This window comes from Streptococcus sanguinis (assembly GCF_019929225.1).
Taxonomy (GTDB): Bacteria; Bacillota; Bacilli; order Lactobacillales; family Streptococcaceae; genus Streptococcus; species Streptococcus sanguinis_J.
The window spans coordinates 109,186-124,739 of record NZ_JAHZPA010000001.1; the positions used below are offsets into that span (position 1 = coordinate 109,186).

Genomic DNA, 15,554 nt, shown 5'->3' on the forward strand with positions numbered 1-15,554 from the left:
TCGGCTTGACAAGAAGGAGCTAGCTGGGCTATCATAGGGACGGAGGAAAAACAATGTTACAATTTATCGAATACCCAAAATGCTCTACCTGCCGCAAGGCCAAGGCTGAGCTCAATCAATTAGGAGTGGATTTTGAGGCAGTGGATATTGTCCAAAATACACCTAGCCGGGACCAGCTCCTAGACTGGATTCAGAACTCGGACTTTGAGATCAAGGCCTTTTTCAATACTAGCGGCCTCAAATACCGTGAACTGGGACTAAAAGAACAGGTGCCACATATGACAGCTCAGGAAGCTGCAGATTTATTATCGACAGACGGCATGCTGATTAAACGACCGCTCTTGGTTCGAGATAACCAAATCTTGCAGATTGGCTACCGGAAGGCGTATGGAGAGTTAGGGTTGTGAAATATTAAGACCAGCTGCTTTCTCAATCATGATTTTTGGATGCTTCTTCCTTTCATGATATAATAAATCTATCTCAATCTTAGAAAGAAGAATCATGGTTTTATCAAAAAAACGGGCTCGTCATGTGATTGAAGAGATTATTGCTCTTTTTCCTGATGCCAAGCCCAGTCTGGATTTTCGCAATCACTTTGAGCTTTTGGTAGCGGTCATGCTGTCGGCTCAGACGACAGATGCTGCGGTCAATAAGGCAACGCCGGCTTTATTTGAAGCCTATCCAAGTCCTCAAGACATGGCTGCGGCTGGTGAAGCAGACATTGCTAAATACATCTCCCGCCTAGGTCTTTATCGCAACAAGGCCAAGTTTTTGAAGAAATGTGCCCAGCAGCTTTTAGACGACTTTGATGGTCAAGTACCACAAACGCGGACAGAATTGGAAAGTCTAGCTGGTGTTGGTCGCAAAACGGCCAATGTAGTCATGAGTGTGGGCTTTGGTATTCCAGCCTTTGCTGTTGATACTCATGTGGAGCGCATTTGCAAGCACCATGATATCGTTAAAAAGTCGGCAACGCCACTAGAGGTAGAAAAGCGAGTTATGGATGTCCTTCCGCCGGAACGTTGGCTGCCAGCCCATCAGGCCATGATTTACTTTGGCCGAGCCATCTGCCATCCTAAAAATCCCGAGTGCGATCACTATCCGCAACTCTATAACTTTAAAGACATTTAAAAAGCGAGGTCAAATGACTTCGCTTTATTATTCACTAAATCTTAAAAAATAACCATCTGGATCCAAAATCGCAAATTCATGAGGATAGATAAAGCTATTCCCCACTCGAAACTCTCTTTTTGTCAGCGGACGATGGATGGGATAGTCAGCTTCCAGCAGTTTTTGATGGAGCTGAGGGACATCCTCAATACCAAAAGAAATATTGACACCGCGCCCGAAAGGATAGGTCAGTTGGGCTAATTCTTCTGCGCTGCCTTCTTCTAGCATAAGTTGGCAGTCTTCAAGCGAGAGGAAGAGAAATTTCTCCTCTGGACGCTCGTATTCGACAGAGAATCCTAGCAGGTCGCAGTAGAAGTGGCGTGATTTTTCGATGTCAGATACTACAAATTCAGGAATGACAGCTTGATAGTCCATTTGTTTTCTCCTTAGAGTTCAATCTCCATGACAATGGGTGTGTGGTCTTGGCGCGCACCGGAGTCAATCATATCAGACTTGGTCACCTTGTCAGCCACGCGGTTGCTTGTCAGCCAGTAGTCGATTCTCCAGCCTGTATTGTTGATTTTAGAAGTCTTGCTGCGTTGCGCCCACCAAGTGTACTGGTTGGGGATATCGCCGTGCAAGTGGCGGAAGGTATCGGTAAATCCTTTAGCCAGCAGGTTGGTAAAGCCAGCGCGCTCTTCGTCGGTAAAGCCTGGTGAACGGCGGTTGCTGGCTGGATTGGCCAAGTCGATTTCCTTGTGGGCCACATTGTAGTCGCCAGTAGCGAGGACTGGTTTTTGTCCATCTAGTCTTGCCAAGTATTCAGCATATTTGGTATCCCAGACTTGACGGTCATCCAAGCGTTTGAGGCCATCACCAGCATTAGGCGTATAGACCTGTGTGACAAAGAAACCGTCAAATTCCAGCGTAATGATTCGGCCTTCAACATCCATAGTTGATGGAGCGCCGATTTCTGGGAAGGTTATGGTTGGCGTCAGTTCTTTTTTGTAGAGGAACATGGTTCCTGCATAGCCCTTGCGGGCCGGCTCTTGGGAGGAGCGCCAAGTGTTTTCATAGTCTGGGAAAAGATTTGTCAAAATCTCCAAGTGCTTTTTAGTCGGGCCTGTCGCAGACAGTTTTGTTTCCTGAATGGCGATAATATCAGCATTTTCAGCTTGCAAGGTCTGAAGAACAGCCTGAGAGAGCTGAGCTCGGGCAGAATCACTGGTCAATGCAGCGTTGAGAGAGTCAATATTCCAAGAAATGAGTTTCATAAAATTTCCTTTTCTAGTAAAATTTACTGAGTTTATTATAACAAAATTTAGGGCTGATTTATAGCAAAGTGATTGTAAGAAAGCTTGAAAAATAATGAAAATTTTTCTATAATGTTCCTAGAAAAATAGAGAGAAAAAACCATGAAATTTTATTCTTATGATTATGTTTTGAGTCAGATTAGCCAGCAAAACTGGGTGACAGTTGCACTTTCTGTCTTGCTTCTGCTTGTGACAGGATTTTTTGCTTTTAAGGCCTATCACAATAAGCGCGATTCAAAATTTCGGGAACTAGCCATCATTTCTGTTTTGGCCTTGGTGGCTATGGTCTTGATTGGCATTAGCAATTTCCAGACTGACCAAGACTCTAATAACCAGTTTCAAACCTCTCTGCATTTTATTGAGGTTATTTCAGAAGACTTGGGTGTGGATAAGTCGGAGGTCTATGTCAATACTTCAGCCGCAACTGATGGAGCGATTTTGAAGGTCGGAAAGAACTTTTATCGGGCTATGAGCGGTAGTGAGCCAGATAAATATCTGCTTGAAAAAATTGACTTGCATAAGACGACAGATATCGAAATAGTGGAGGTTGAAAAATGACATTGAATTTTCTTGAAATCCTAATTAAACTAGCGCTGGGGCTTTTCTCACTGGTTTTTGTTATCAACGTGACGGGAAAAGGCAATCTGGCCCCAAATTCAGCGATCGACCAGATTCAAAACTATGTCCTTGGTGGCATTATCGGTGGGGTGATTTATAATAGCTCCATTAACATTCTTCAGTATGCTGTCATTCTTATCATGTGGACCATCTTGGTCTTGACCCTAAAGTGGCTCAATAACAATGTCCGTGCAGTTAAGCATTTGATTGATGGCAAGCCGACAACATTGATTCAGCATGGGAAACTGAGTCCTGAAGCCTGCCGTTCTGTTGGTCTTTCAGCAGCAGATGTAGCTTTGAAGTTGCGCAGCCAAGGTATTTTCCAGCTCAAGCAAGTCAAACGGGCGGTTATAGAACAAAACGGCCAGCTGATTATTGTACAGGCTGGTGAAGAGAATCCTAAATATCCCCTTATCACAGATGGTGTTGTCCAGATTGATATTTTAGAGTCTATTGATAAAACAGAAGAGTGGTTGGTGGAGAGACTGGCTAAAGACGGTTACACTGATATTTCTAATATCTTCATCGCAGAATATGAAAGCGGCAACTTGAATGTTGTGACCTATTGAGAAAATCTTGCAAAGAGAAAGCCATTCCAGAAGTGGAATGGCTTTTGCTTTATTCAAATGGACTTTGCTCGTTTTCAGGTGATGCAAAGTTTTGTTGAGGATTAGGCTGATTTTGATAGGGGTTCTGATCAAATTGCTGCCCTTGATAATTTTGCTGATTTTGATAAGGATTCTGACCAAATTGATTTTCTTGATAATTCTGATTGTTATAGAAATTATTAACAGCAGGTTCATATTTAGTAGGCTGGCAATAAAACACCAACAGAATTAAACGACCCACCAATGGGACCAAGTACAATAAGATAAGTGCCCAATGATAGCCACCATCCCGTAAGCGACGGACTTGAATAGCGAGAGAGGGAAGAAGAATTGCAATAAAATAGACCACCATTAGACCTGCTAAGGTGCTAGATAAGGCTCCTCCAGTCTCAGAGTTCAAAACTGTTTCAATCACAAGAGCAATGCAAAGTATTAGAATCATTACTAAAAAATGGCAGAGAATGGGCCACCAAAAATCTGGGCGAGTTGAGCGACCGGTGAAGTCAACATATCCCTTCCAAAACTTTTTATATGCATCAATCATATTAAAATTCCTTTTATTATTTTTTATTTAGTGTACTATATTTGCCCTATGATTGCAAGTTTTCAGAAAATACTAGGTATTTAATGTAATATTGCAAGATAAAAACCAACCCGTTTGGATTGGTCCTACCATTATAAAGTGATGAAACTTGATTTTTTAGTATTCTGAGGGTTGACAGAGGAAGAAGAGTAGAATGAAATTACCAATAACTGGAATAAAAGACACGAAGATAAAAGCCCAATGGTAACCAGCATCTCTCAGACGGCGAATGGACAGAGATAGATTAGGAATGATAGTAAAGAAACCATAAATCTGAATTAGCGATAGAAGAGGAGCCGCATCCTCTCCAACCGTAAGTAAGAAAATTAAAGATAAGATAGTTATCAACATATTGGCAAATATAGCCCACCAATAATCTGGGCGATCTGACCGGCCGGCGAAGTCAAAAGCTCTCCGCCAAAAATCAAGATATGCATAAATCATAATAATCTCCTAAATAATTTATTTATCTTATTATATTATAAATCACTAAATATTGAAATTTAATTTTTGTTTTTAGGAGTACATTCCTCTTCACCCTCGCTGAGCAGATATATCTAAGTTGGCAATTCATTGTTTTATTTTTCAAATGGTGATAAAATAAAGTGTTGAAGTTTGCGGTTTATCTGCGTGATAAATGGCAATTTCCGAATAAAAAGAGGTCTCATTTGCCTCCTAAGGAGAAATCATGTCTGAAAAGAACTTTTATATTACAACCCCTATCTACTATCCGAGCGGTAAACTCCACATCGGATCTGCCTATACGACCATTGCATGTGATGTGTTGGCTCGCTACAAGCGTCTCATGGGCTACGATGTTTTCTATTTGACTGGCCTTGACGAGCATGGACAGAAGATTCAGGCTAAAGCTGAAGAAGCTGGTATCAGCCCACAAGCTTATGTAGATGGTATGGCGGTTGGGGTCAAGGAACTCTGGAAACTGCTGGACATTTCTTATGATAAATTTATCCGGACGACCGATGACTACCATGAAAAGGTTGTAGCTGATGTCTTTGAGCGTCTCTTAGCACAAGATGATATCTACTTGGGTGAATATTCAGGCTGGTATTCTGTATCAGATGAGGAATTTTTTACCGAAAGCCAGCTGGCAGAAGTCTTCCGTGATGAAAATGGGAAAGTAACTGGTGGAATTGCGCCATCCGGACATGAAGTTGAGTGGGTATCAGAAGAGTCTTACTTCCTCCGCCTCAGCAAGTACCAAGACCGCTTGGTAGAATTTTTCAAATCTCACCCAGACTTTATCACGCCGGACGGACGTCTCAATGAAATGCTGAAAAACTTCATTGAGCCAGGTCTAGAAGACTTGGCCGTATCTCGGACAACCTTTACTTGGGGTGTGCCGGTACCATCCAATCCTAAACACGTTGTCTATGTTTGGATTGATGCCCTACTCAACTATGCGACAGCACTTGGCTACGGTCAGGATGATCATGCTAACTATGATAAATTCTGGAATGGAACAGTCTTCCACATGGTGGGTAAGGACATTCTGCGTTTCCACTCTATCTACTGGCCAATCCTGCTCATGATGCTGGATATTAAGCTACCCGACCGCTTGATTGCTCACGGTTGGTTTGTCATGAAGGATGGAAAGATGTCCAAGTCTAAGGGTAATGTGGTCTATCCGGAAATGCTGGTAGAACGTTATGGTTTGGATGCCCTGCGTTATTACCTCATGCGCAGTCTACCAGTTGGCTCAGATGGAACGTTCACACCTGAGGACTATGTAGGTCGTATCAACTATGAGTTAGCTAATGACCTTGGAAACCTCCTCAACCGTACTGTTTCTATGATTAATAAGTATTTTGACGGTCAAGTGCCAGCCTTTGAAGAAAATGTGACAGACTTTGATGGAGCTCTGGCTCAGGTGGCAGTTCAATCCATCGCTGACTACTACAAACACATGGACGGGGTTGACTACCCACGTGCCCTGGAAGCAGTCTGGACGCTCATCTCCCGCACTAATAAATATATCGATGAAACAGCTCCTTGGGTTCTGGCTAAGGATGATTCCAAGGTCAAAGAACTGGCAGCAGTCATGAGCCACTTGGCAGCCAGCCTTCGTGTTGTGGCCCATATGATTGAGCCATTCATGATGGAAACGAGCAAGGCTGTCCTTAGCCAACTTGGCTTGCCTCAAGCAGTTTCACTGGAAAATCTAGCAATTGACCAGCTCCCAGCAGGTCTGACAGTTGTAGAGAAAGGAACACCAATCTTCCCGCGTCTCGATATGGAAGAAGAAATTGCCTATATCAAGGGACAAATGGAAGCTGGCAAACCAGCAGCTCAAAAAGAATGGAATCCAGAAGAAGTCGAGCTCAAACTCAACCGCAAGGAAATCAAATTTGACGATTTCGATAAGGTGGAAATCCGTGTTGCAGAAGTCAAAGAGGTTTCTAAAGTTGAAGGCTCAGATAAGCTTCTTCAATTCCGCTTAGATGCAGGAGACTGTGAGGACCGACAAATCCTCTCTGGTATTGCTAAATACTATCCAAACGAGCAAGAACTGGTCGGTAAGAAAGTCCAAATCGTAGCCAACCTCAAACCGCGTAAAATGATGAGCCGCATCAGCCAAGGTGTGATTCTATCAGCTGAGCACGGCGACCAACTGACTCTCCTTACCGTGGATGAAAAAGTCCCAAATGGAAGTTTGATTGGATAAAATCTTTGATCTAATGACAATCCCCTAGCAGGAGGCTGCTGGGGGATTTTTGAATTTGGAAATTAAAAAGGTATGGTTTGTGATTGAGAAAAGAATTGTTAGCCAAAAAACATTTAAATAACCGTCAGTACATTGACAAAGTTGACAAGTTGTAGGATAATTGGCTTGTAGATTTACTTTTATCTATTAAATTATTTTAGGAGAATTATTTATGGCTTTTTGGGATGATGTTGTTAAAGGATCTGGTGACTTAGCCAATGGGACTGTTAAAGCAGTAAGAAATGGTTTTAATGCTACTACTAAAGCTGTCGGAGATGTTACAGGGAGCGCTGGTAAAGAGATTGATAAGGTGGTTAATGGGGCTAAGGGTAAATTTGATGCGAAGCCAGAAGAAGTGGCCATGCAAGTCTTAGAGCAAGTCTCCAAGCTTCCAGTAGTTAAAGTTGATAGAAATCAATTTTTAATGGATAAATTTGGCAAAGGTTTAAGTCAAGAAGAAGTAGGGAAATTATTAGCTGATGGTCCTGTAAATATTGTTTCCAAGGATAAATTGGACAAAGCTGCAAAGGCTTGTATTATGGATAATGTCCTATTATCAAGTGGAGCTTCTGTTCTTGCTGGTTTACCAGGAGGAATTGCTATGGCTGTGACCATACCAGCAGATGTTGCTCAATATTATGCCATGGCTTTAAAATTAGCTCAAGAACTAGGTTATATCTACGGCTTCCAATATTTGTGGTCTGAAAAGGATAAATTAACAGAAGAAGCCCAAAATACGTTGCTATTGTATCTGGGTGTTATGTTAGGTGTCTCTGGAACAGGTGCGTTACTGAGAGCTGGAGGCGTGGCGATTGGAAAACAGGCACTCAAGTCAATTCCACAAAAAGCTTTAACAAAAACCTTGTATTATCCAATTTTGAAAAAAGTATTAAAGGTTTTCGGTATCAGTCTTACAAAGGGAACATTTGCTAAAGGAGTTTCCAAAGTTCTTCCAGTTGTTTCAGGGGTTATTTCAGGAGGTATCACTTTTGCTACTATGAAACCAATGGGGGAAAACTTGCAAAAAGAACTTTCTAAAATGATTGATTACAATGAAGAACAATATGAAAAAGATGTTAAATCAATCCGTAAAGAAGCTGAAGTAATTGAAGATGAGGAATAATTCAATTGTCAAAATTTATTATGAAAGTCTTTGCTCTACAAGTATGGGCTAAAGGTATGAACAAAATATCTAAAGATTTGAATAAACCTAAGGAAATGTCTGTTGGAAAGGCTCTGTTCTATTCATTTACCTTCCCAAAAATGATTGGATTGTTTAATTGGATACTAAAGACGAATGATAAGGATAAGTAAGATTTAATCAAGTTTTCTCTCTTGCTTTCAATTTTAATTGGCTGCTTAGGCAATATAAACTTTCTTTCCAAAATCAGCCTTAGTAAACTGCATAGTGATTATTCAGAATAGAAATAAGCCTCATGATGTTCATCTTGAGGTTTTTCTAACATCCTATACCATATCGCAAACCCTCATTTTTGTTTAAAACAAACAAATAATATGGAAAAAAACAGAAAAATGAGTTATAATAAACAAAACTAGAGTGTAGAGAGGGAATAGTATGGGTAAAAATCAGAGACAGGATGAAATAATTAGGCTGGTTGATCGAGCTGGGACAGTGACGGTTGCTGAGATTGTAGAGAGTATGAAGGTCTCCGACATGACGGTTCGACGGGACTTGATTGAGTTGGAAAGTAAAGGGCTGCTGACTCGTGTTCACGGTGGGGCTAAAAGTAATCAGCACCTCAAGTACAGAGAAATCCCTCATGAAGAGAAGCTTTATCAGAATATCGAGGCCAAGCGGACTGTGGCCAAGAAGGCTGTGGAGCTGATTGAAGATGGCGATACTATTTTTCTTGGGCCGGGGACTTCTGTGGAAGTGCTGGCTGAGGAAATCACCAATAAACATCTGCGCGTGATTACCAATTGTCTGCCGATTTTTCGCGATCTTTTGAAGAAGAAGTCGGATACCTTCAAAGTTTTTCTCCTGGGTGGGGAGATGCGGGAAGCGACTCAAGCCTTTGTCGGCGAGATGACCAATGCCATCATGGATAAGATGTACTTTACTAAGATGTTTTTCAGCGGCAATGGTATCAAAAATGGTCAGATTATGACCTCTTCTTTTGAAGAAGCCTACACTCAGAAGCTGGCTTTGGAGCGCTCGTCAGAGTCTTACCTCTTGATTGATTCTTCTAAGATTGGCAAGGAAGATTTCACATCTATCTGTCCTTTGGCTGAGATTACGGCGGTTATCACAGATCAGATGTTGGAAAATGCTCAGGAAGAACTGGAAGTCTATACCAAGATTATTTCCTAGTTTATTTTAAATGGATGAAAAAATTATCAAAAAGCTCTTTTTAGGGCTTTTTTGTTTATTTTAATCATATTTAAAAATATTTTGATTAAAATAAACAAAAATATGTTGACAAAAAACTTTTAAAGGAGTATAGTATACTTATAGGAAACAGAAAGTGTTTTTTATAAACAATATTCTGTGCAAAAAATAAAACAAAGGAGAATGCTCATGGCAATTATTATTGGAGCAGATGCTGCTGGAAGCAAGCTGAAAGATGTGGTCAAGGATTTTCTCGTCGGAGAAAACTTTGAAGTGGTGGATGTGACGAAAGAAGGTCAAGATTTTGTTGATGTGACCCTTGCAGTTGCGGCTGAAGTGAATAAACAAGAGGAAAATCTTGGTATTGTCATTGACGCTTATGGTGCTGGTCCATTTATGGTAGCGACCAAAATCAAAGGCATGGTAGCGGCGGAAGTCTCAGATGAACGCTCTGCCTACATGACTCGCGGCCATAACAACTCTCGCATGATTACGATGGGAGCTGAAATCGTTGCTGAAGGGCTGGCTAAGAACATTGCCAAAGGCTTTGTCAATGGTAAATACGATGGCGGCCGTCACCAAATCCGGGTCGACATGCTCAACAAGATGTGCTAAGAAAAGGAGAAATCAAATGAAAATTGCAATTGGATGTGACCATATCGTTACCAATGAAAAAATGGCAGTCTCAGATTTTCTAAAATCAAAAGGTTATGAAGTTCTTGATTTTGGTACTTATGACCATACTCGTACTCACTACCCAATCTTTGGTAAAAAAGTAGGGGAGGCAGTCGTTAGTGGACAAGCTGATCTTGGTGTTTGTATCTGTGGTACAGGTGTCGGTATCAACAACGCTGTAAATAAAGTTCCTGGTGTTCGTTCAGCTTTGGTACGTGACATGACTTCAGCTCTCTATGCTAAGGAAGAACTCAACGCCAATGTTATCGGTTTTGGCGGAAAAATCACTGGTGAGCTCCTTATGTGTGACATCATCGAAGCTTTCATTCATGCGGAGTACAAGCCAACTGAAGAAAATAAAAAATTGATCGCAAAAATTGAGCACGTTGAGACTCACAATGCTCATCAAACAGATGCCAACTTCTTTACAGAATTTCTTGAAAAATGGGATCGTGGAGAGTACCACGATTAGTGAGGTAGCTAGATGATTCTTACAGTGACCATGAATCCTTCTATCGATATTTCCTATCTCTTAGAAGAATTGAAAATTGATACTGTTAATCGTGTTGCAGAAGTCAGTAAAACAGCAGGCGGAAAGGGTCTCAACGTAACCAGGGTCTTGGCAGAAATTGGAGATAATGTTGCTGCGACGGGCCTGATTGGTGGGACTAATGGAGAGTTCTTATTACAAAACCTTCATCCTAATGTTAGACAATGCTTTTATAACATTTCGGGAGATACGAGAAACTGTATTGCTATCTTACACGAAGGTAAGCAAACAGAAATCCTAGAAGCCGGTCCGACTATTACAGCGGATGAGGCAAATGGTTTTTTACATCATTTTAAATCATTAATGGAATCAGCTGAGGTAGTTAGTATCTCGGGAAGTCTACCAACTGGTTTACCTGTTGAATATTATATTCAATTGGTTGAAATTGCTAATCAAGCTGGCAATAAGGTGGTGTTGGATTGCTCTGGAGCAGCTCTGGAAGCTGTACTCAAATCAGATGTGAAGCCAACTGCCATCAAACCTAATAATGAGGAACTTTCTCAGTTATTGGGCCGCGATGTTTCAAAAGATTTGGGTGAGTTAAAAGCTGTTCTTTCAGAACCGCTATTTGAAGGAATCGAGTGGATCATCGTATCTCTTGGTGCAGACGGAGCTTTTGCCAAACACTGGGACACTTTCTATAAAGTAGATATTCCTAAAATCCAAGTAGTCAATCCAGTTGGCTCTGGCGACTCAACTGTTGCAGGAATTTCTTCAGCCTTGAGTCATCAAGCGGATGATGTTTCTCTGCTCAAAAAAGCGAACGTTCTCGGCATGCTCAATGCCCAAGAAAAAATGACCGGTCATGTCAATGTTGAAAACTACGACGGCCTATACAATCAAATCACAGTAAAAGAGGTATAAAGAATGGTATTAACAGAACAAAAACGCAAGTACATGGAAAAACTCTCTGATGAGAATGGCATCATTTCTGCCTTGGCATTTGACCAACGCGGTGCTTTGAAACGCCTCATGGCTCAACACCAGGAAGCAGAACCAACAGTAGCTCAAATGGAAGAACTGAAAGTTTTGGTCGCAGAAGAGTTAACTCCTTATGCTTCATCTATGTTGCTGGATCCTGAGTATGGACTGCCTGCTACTAAGGCTTTGGACAAGAATGCTGGCTTGCTATTGGCCTATGAAAAGACAGGCTACGATACTTCTAGCACCAAGCGCCTGCCAGACTGTCTGGATGTTTGGTCTGCAAAACGCATCAAAGAACAAGGCGCGGATGCAGTGAAATTCCTCCTTTACTATGATGTAGACAGCTCTGAAGAACTCAACCAGCAAAAGCAGGCTTATATCGAGCGTGTGGGTTCTGAGTGTGTGGCAGAAGATATTCCTTTCTTCCTTGAAATCTTGGCTTACGATGAAAAGATTGCGGATGCTTCCAGCGCTGAATACGCAAAAGTGAAACCTCATAAGGTTATCGGTGCCATGAAGGTCTTCTCAGATCCACGTTTCAATATTGATGTCTTGAAAGTGGAAGTTCCAGTCAATGTTAAATATGTTGAAGGTTTTGGTGACGGTGAAGTGGTGCATACTAAAGAACAAGCTGCAGCTTTCTTCAAGGAACAGGATGAGGCGACTAACCTGCCATACATCTACTTGAGTGCGGGTGTATCTGCGAAACTTTTCCAAGAAACACTTGTGTTTGCTCATGAGTCAGGTGCTAACTTCAACGGCGTTCTTTGCGGACGGGCGACTTGGGCTGGCAGCGTCAAAGACTACATTGAGCAAGGTGAAGAAGCAGCTCGCAAGTGGCTCCGTACAACAGGATTTGAAAATATTGATGAGCTCAACAAGGTTCTTCAAAAAACAGCTACCTCTTGGAAAGAAAGAGCCTAAAATTTGTTAAAAAATAAATAAAGTAAGGGTTTACATTCTGAGACTGATATGCTATAATGAAGTCAGGAATTGAATAGGGTGAGCGTTACTAAGTTGGATTAGGCGTGACCGCAAATAAATTGAGGGAAGATATAGCCTCGGTTTGTTTGTGGTCTTTTTGTTTTGCCAGAACCCTAGAAAATGAAGAGGAGGAGATATGTATCGAATCATACATCCTATGAACAACAATGTTGCTCTAGCCAAACATGAAAATGGTGAAGAGGTTGTTCTGATTGGCAGTGGCATAGCTTTTAATAAAAAGAAGGGTGATATCGTTCTGGAAAGTAAGATTGAGAAAATCTTTCGCCTAAGAACGGAAGAGTCTAAAGAAAACTTTGTGGCCTTGCTCAAAGATGTTCCGCTGGACTTTATCACAGTGACTTATGATGTGATTGATACCCTTTCTAAGAAGTATGATTACCCTGTCCAGGAGTATATCTATGTCACGCTGACGGATCACATCTACTGTTCTTATCAGGCTGTGCAGCAGGGGCGGTACAAGGAGAGTGATCTGCCGGATGCTTCGGACAAATACCCTGTCCCTTATCAGATTGCCCAGGAAGCAGTAGCGATATACCGCGAGCGGTTGTTAGATCATTTCCCGAGCGACGAGGTCAATCGTATTGCCTATCACTTTATCAATGCTGAAGGGGAGACCAATCCCGAGGGGCAAAGTCACTTGGGCAGGCGAAAAGATATTCTGGCTGCAGTTGAGGCAGAGCTGAAGAAAAATGGCATTAAAAGAAGTGCAGAAAACAGCAACTTTTATGACCGTTTTATGATTCACCTGAACTACTTTTTGGACTATCTGGACAGAAGCCGTGATGACAATGTTTCCCTGCTGGAAATGGAAAGTCAGATTCAGATGACCTACCCTCAAGCCTATCAGGTCGGAAGTGATATTTACCACATCATTGCCCAGAAGACGGGAATTGATCTCTACCGCAGCGAACGGGTCTACCTAGTGCTGCATATTCAACGCCTTTTATAATAGAAAATAATAATAAAATTTTACATAAGAATACAAGGAGGATCTCTCATGAATAGAGAAGAAGTAACATTGCTCGGTTTTGAAATTGTAGCCTACGCTGGTGACGCTCGCTCCAAGCTTCTGGAAGCTTTGAAAGCCGCAGAGGCTGGGGATTTTGCTAAGGCAGATGCCTTGGTAGAAGAAGCCAATAGCTGCATCGCTGAAGCTCACCACGCTCAGACCAGTCTCTTGACAAAAGAAGCTGCTGGTGAGGACTTGGCTTACAGCGTGACCATGATGCACGGTCAAGATCACTTAATGACTACTATTTTGCTAAAAGACATGATGCACCATTTGATTGAACTATACAAAAGAGGAGTAAAATAATGAACAAACTCATCGGACTTATTGAGAAAGGGAAGCCTTTCTTTGAGAAGATTTCTCGGAATATCTATCTCCGTGCTATTCGGGATGGCTTTATCGCTGGTATGCCAGTCATCCTCTTCTCATCTATCTTTATCTTGATTGCCTATGTGCCAAATGCTTGGGGCTTCCACTGGTCTAAGGATATTGAAACTTTCCTAATGACCCCTTATAGCTACTCGATGGGGATTCTGGCTTTCTTTGTGGGTGGGACCACTGCAAAGGCTTTGACAGACTCTGTCAACCGCGACCTGCCTGCGACAAACCAGATTAACTTCTTGTCTACTATGCTGGCTTCTATGGTCGGCTTCCTCCTCATGGCGGCTGAACCTGCCAAGGAAGGTGGCTTCCTAACTGCCTTCATGGGAACCAAAGGTCTTTTGACAGCCTTTATCGCTGCCTTTGTGACCGTTAATGTCTACAAGGTTTGTGTGAAAAATAATGTCACCATTCGTATGCCAGAAGAAGTTCCACCAAATATTTCTCAAGTATTTAAAGACTTGATTCCATTTACTGTCTCAGTCGTTCTGCTCTACGGTTTGGAACTGCTTGTTAAAGCAAGTCTGGGAGTGACGGTTGCTGAATCCATCGGAACACTTCTCGCTCCGCTTTTCTCAGCGGCAGATGGCTATCTGGGAATCACACTTATCTTTGGTGCTTATGCTTTCTTCTGGTTTGTGGGAATTCACGGTCCGTCTATCGTTGAGCCTGCCATTGCTGCCATTACTTATGCCAATATCGATGCCAACTTGGCTCTGGTACAAGCTGGTCAGCATGCGGATAAGGTCATCACTTCTGGTACTCAAATGTTCATCGTTACCATGGGTGGTACTGGTGCGACCTTGATTGTTCCATTCCTCTTCATGTGGATCTGTAAGTCCGAGCGTAACCGTGCAATTGGACGGGCATCTGTTGTCCCAACTTTCTTTGGTGTCAATGAGCCTATTCTCTTTGGAGCACCAATCGTTCTGAATCCGATTTTCTTTATTCCTTTTATCTTTGCACCTATCGCAAACGTATGGATTTTCAAATTCTTTGTTGATGCCTTAAACATGAACTCTTTCTCAGCCAACCTTCCTTGGGTGACACCTGGACCTCTGGGAATTGTGCTGGGTACGAACTTCCAGCTTCTGTCCTTTGTTCTTGCAGCCCTCCTTGTCGTAGTAGATGTAATTATTTACTATCCATTTGTCAAGGTTTACGACGAACAAATCCTAGAAGAAGAACGTTCCGGCAAAGCTAACGATGCTCTTAAAGAAAAGGTAGCAGCTAACTTTAATACTGCTAAAGCGGAGGCTATCCTTGAAAAAGCAGGAGTGGATGAAGAAGCTCCAGCGCAAAACAATATTAGCGAAGAAACCAATGTTCTGGTGCTCTGTGCAGGCGGTGGTACTAGTGGATTGCTGGCCAACGCTTTGAATAAAGCAGCAGCTGAATACAATGTTCCTGTCAAAGCAGCAGCTGGCGGCTACGGTGCTCACCGTGAAATGCTGCCTGAGTTTGACCTGGTTATCCTGGCTCCTCAAGTTGCCTCCAACTTTGAAGACATGAAGGCGGAAACAGATAAATTAGGCATCAAGCTAGCTAAGACTGAAGGTGGCCAATACATCAAACTCACCCGTGATGGCAAAGGAGCACTGGCCTTCGTTCAGGAGCAATTTAACAACTAATTTGTTAGTTCATTTGAGGTGAAGCAAAGTTCAATTCCCCTGTTATTTACGTATTTACTTACTTGTTTCACCTCA

General features: G+C 42.1%; 18 protein-coding genes. 14 read left to right on the plus strand and 4 right to left on the minus strand.

All coding sequences use genetic code 11. From position 1 onward, the window contains the following. Window positions 1–53 precede the first annotated feature (53 nt). Both K1I80_RS00550 and nth read left to right on the plus strand, forming a co-directional pair. Window positions 54–407 carry an arsenate reductase family protein gene (locus K1I80_RS00550; RefSeq protein WP_223313395.1) on the plus strand — a complete coding sequence of 118 codons (354 nt, stop codon included), beginning with the start codon at window positions 54–56 and terminating at the stop codon, window positions 405–407. Between the two features lie 94 nt (window positions 408–501). Then, window positions 502–1,131, plus strand: a complete 630-nt coding sequence (gene nth, locus K1I80_RS00555) for an endonuclease III (protein ID WP_002897087.1) — start codon at window positions 502–504, stop codon at window positions 1,129–1,131. A gap of 27 nt (window positions 1,132–1,158) precedes the next feature. On the opposite strand, the gene K1I80_RS00560 is transcribed toward nth, so the two are convergent. Both K1I80_RS00560 and K1I80_RS00565 read right to left on the minus strand, forming a co-directional pair. Further along, the gene (locus K1I80_RS00560; RefSeq protein WP_002916952.1) at window positions 1,159–1,545 is read right to left on the minus strand and encodes a bleomycin resistance protein; all 387 of its coding nucleotides are present in this window, start codon (window positions 1,543–1,545) and stop codon (window positions 1,159–1,161) included. Between the two features lie 11 nt (window positions 1,546–1,556). Further along, the gene (locus tag K1I80_RS00565; protein ID WP_223312344.1) at window positions 1,557–2,384 is read right to left on the minus strand and encodes an exodeoxyribonuclease III; all 828 of its coding nucleotides are present in this window, start codon (window positions 2,382–2,384) and stop codon (window positions 1,557–1,559) included. Window positions 2,385–2,525: 141 nt separating this feature from the next. Here K1I80_RS00565 and K1I80_RS00570 point away from each other — a divergent pair, with 141 nt between their 5' ends. Both K1I80_RS00570 and K1I80_RS00575 read left to right on the plus strand, forming a co-directional pair. After that, on the plus strand, window positions 2,526–2,981 hold the full coding sequence (locus K1I80_RS00570) for a DUF3290 family protein (protein ID WP_223312343.1): 456 nt from the start codon (window positions 2,526–2,528) through the stop codon (window positions 2,979–2,981). Continuing rightward, a complete protein-coding gene (locus tag K1I80_RS00575; RefSeq protein WP_002909170.1) occupies window positions 2,978–3,610 on the plus strand; it encodes a DUF421 domain-containing protein in 633 nt (210 codons plus the stop codon). The genes K1I80_RS00570 and K1I80_RS00575 overlap by 4 nt, the downstream gene beginning before the upstream one ends. Before the next feature lie 49 nt (window positions 3,611–3,659). Here K1I80_RS00575 and K1I80_RS00580 read toward each other — a convergent pair whose 3' ends face one another. Beyond that, a complete protein-coding gene (locus tag K1I80_RS00580; RefSeq protein WP_223313394.1) occupies window positions 3,660–4,193 on the minus strand; it encodes a DUF805 domain-containing protein in 534 nt (177 codons plus the stop codon). A gap of 156 nt (window positions 4,194–4,349) precedes the next feature. Next, entirely contained in the window at window positions 4,350–4,676 is a 327-nt protein-coding gene (locus tag K1I80_RS00585; RefSeq protein WP_223313393.1) for a DUF805 domain-containing protein, read from the minus strand. A gap of 244 nt (window positions 4,677–4,920) precedes the next feature. Between K1I80_RS00585 and metG the strand changes: the two genes are divergently transcribed. From metG to K1I80_RS00635, 10 genes are all read left to right on the plus strand, one after another. Further along, window positions 4,921–6,915, plus strand: coding sequence for a methionine--tRNA ligase (gene metG, locus K1I80_RS00590; protein WP_223313392.1), 1,995 nt, complete (start codon window positions 4,921–4,923; stop codon window positions 6,913–6,915). Between the two features lie 400 nt (window positions 6,916–7,315). Beyond that, window positions 7,316–8,077, plus strand: a complete 762-nt coding sequence (locus K1I80_RS00595; protein WP_223313446.1) for an EcsC family protein — start codon at window positions 7,316–7,318, stop codon at window positions 8,075–8,077. Window positions 8,078–8,530: 453 nt separating this feature from the next. Continuing rightward, the gene (locus K1I80_RS00600) at window positions 8,531–9,286 is read left to right on the plus strand and encodes a DeoR/GlpR family DNA-binding transcription regulator (RefSeq protein WP_223313391.1); all 756 of its coding nucleotides are present in this window, start codon (window positions 8,531–8,533) and stop codon (window positions 9,284–9,286) included. A 207-nt stretch (window positions 9,287–9,493) separates the two neighbouring features. Then, window positions 9,494–9,919 carry a galactose-6-phosphate isomerase subunit LacA gene (gene lacA / locus K1I80_RS00605; protein ID WP_223313390.1) on the plus strand — a complete coding sequence of 142 codons (426 nt, stop codon included), beginning with the start codon at window positions 9,494–9,496 and terminating at the stop codon, window positions 9,917–9,919. Window positions 9,920–9,935: 16 nt separating this feature from the next. After that, entirely contained in the window at window positions 9,936–10,451 is a 516-nt protein-coding gene (lacB, locus tag K1I80_RS00610) for a galactose-6-phosphate isomerase subunit LacB (protein ID WP_002894723.1), read from the plus strand. Window positions 10,452–10,463: 12 nt separating this feature from the next. Then, window positions 10,464–11,393, plus strand: coding sequence for a tagatose-6-phosphate kinase (locus K1I80_RS00615; protein WP_223313389.1), 930 nt, complete (start codon window positions 10,464–10,466; stop codon window positions 11,391–11,393). A gap of 3 nt (window positions 11,394–11,396) precedes the next feature. Continuing rightward, window positions 11,397–12,377, plus strand: coding sequence for a tagatose-bisphosphate aldolase (lacD, locus tag K1I80_RS00620; protein WP_002894728.1), 981 nt, complete (start codon window positions 11,397–11,399; stop codon window positions 12,375–12,377). A gap of 196 nt (window positions 12,378–12,573) precedes the next feature. Then, window positions 12,574–13,407: a PRD domain-containing protein gene (locus K1I80_RS00625; protein ID WP_223313388.1), complete on the plus strand. Its 834-nt coding sequence runs from the start codon at window positions 12,574–12,576 to the stop codon at window positions 13,405–13,407. Between the two features lie 48 nt (window positions 13,408–13,455). Continuing rightward, the gene (locus K1I80_RS00630; protein ID WP_009754858.1) at window positions 13,456–13,773 is read left to right on the plus strand and encodes a PTS lactose/cellobiose transporter subunit IIA; all 318 of its coding nucleotides are present in this window, start codon (window positions 13,456–13,458) and stop codon (window positions 13,771–13,773) included. Then, window positions 13,773–15,479, plus strand: a complete 1,707-nt coding sequence (locus K1I80_RS00635) for a lactose-specific PTS transporter subunit EIIC (RefSeq protein WP_223313387.1) — start codon at window positions 13,773–13,775, stop codon at window positions 15,477–15,479. The genes K1I80_RS00630 and K1I80_RS00635 overlap by 1 nt, the downstream gene beginning before the upstream one ends. The last annotated feature ends 75 nt before the right edge of the window (window positions 15,480–15,554 follow it).

Bases quoted from the DNA above. Each gene is read 5' to 3' on its own strand.
- K1I80_RS00580 (WP_223313394.1), bottom strand. From the start codon at position 4,193: ATGATTGATGCATATAAAAAGTTTTGGAAGGGATATGTTGACTTCACC.
- nth (WP_002897087.1), top strand. From the start codon at position 502: ATGGTTTTATCAAAAAAACGGGCTCGTCATGTGATTGAAGAGATTATT.
- metG (WP_223313392.1), top strand. From the start codon at position 4,921: ATGTCTGAAAAGAACTTTTATATTACAACCCCTATCTACTATCCGAGC.
- K1I80_RS00630 (WP_009754858.1), top strand. From the start codon at position 13,456: ATGAATAGAGAAGAAGTAACATTGCTCGGTTTTGAAATTGTAGCCTAC.
- K1I80_RS00615 (WP_223313389.1), top strand. From the start codon at position 10,464: ATGATTCTTACAGTGACCATGAATCCTTCTATCGATATTTCCTATCTC.
- lacB (WP_002894723.1), top strand. From the start codon at position 9,936: ATGAAAATTGCAATTGGATGTGACCATATCGTTACCAATGAAAAAATG.
- K1I80_RS00560 (WP_002916952.1), bottom strand. From the start codon at position 1,545: ATGGACTATCAAGCTGTCATTCCTGAATTTGTAGTATCTGACATCGAA.
- K1I80_RS00625 (WP_223313388.1), top strand. From the start codon at position 12,574: ATGTATCGAATCATACATCCTATGAACAACAATGTTGCTCTAGCCAAA.
- lacD (WP_002894728.1), top strand. From the start codon at position 11,397: ATGGTATTAACAGAACAAAAACGCAAGTACATGGAAAAACTCTCTGAT.
- K1I80_RS00585 (WP_223313393.1), bottom strand. From the start codon at position 4,676: ATGATTTATGCATATCTTGATTTTTGGCGGAGAGCTTTTGACTTCGCC.
- K1I80_RS00595 (WP_223313446.1), top strand. From the start codon at position 7,316: ATGCAAGTCTTAGAGCAAGTCTCCAAGCTTCCAGTAGTTAAAGTTGAT.
- K1I80_RS00570 (WP_223312343.1), top strand. From the start codon at position 2,526: ATGAAATTTTATTCTTATGATTATGTTTTGAGTCAGATTAGCCAGCAA.
- K1I80_RS00600 (WP_223313391.1), top strand. From the start codon at position 8,531: ATGGGTAAAAATCAGAGACAGGATGAAATAATTAGGCTGGTTGATCGA.
- lacA (WP_223313390.1), top strand. From the start codon at position 9,494: ATGGCAATTATTATTGGAGCAGATGCTGCTGGAAGCAAGCTGAAAGAT.
- K1I80_RS00635 (WP_223313387.1), top strand. From the start codon at position 13,773: ATGAACAAACTCATCGGACTTATTGAGAAAGGGAAGCCTTTCTTTGAG.
- K1I80_RS00550 (WP_223313395.1), top strand. From the start codon at position 54: ATGTTACAATTTATCGAATACCCAAAATGCTCTACCTGCCGCAAGGCC.
- K1I80_RS00565 (WP_223312344.1), bottom strand. From the start codon at position 2,384: ATGAAACTCATTTCTTGGAATATTGACTCTCTCAACGCTGCATTGACC.
- K1I80_RS00575 (WP_002909170.1), top strand. From the start codon at position 2,978: ATGACATTGAATTTTCTTGAAATCCTAATTAAACTAGCGCTGGGGCTT.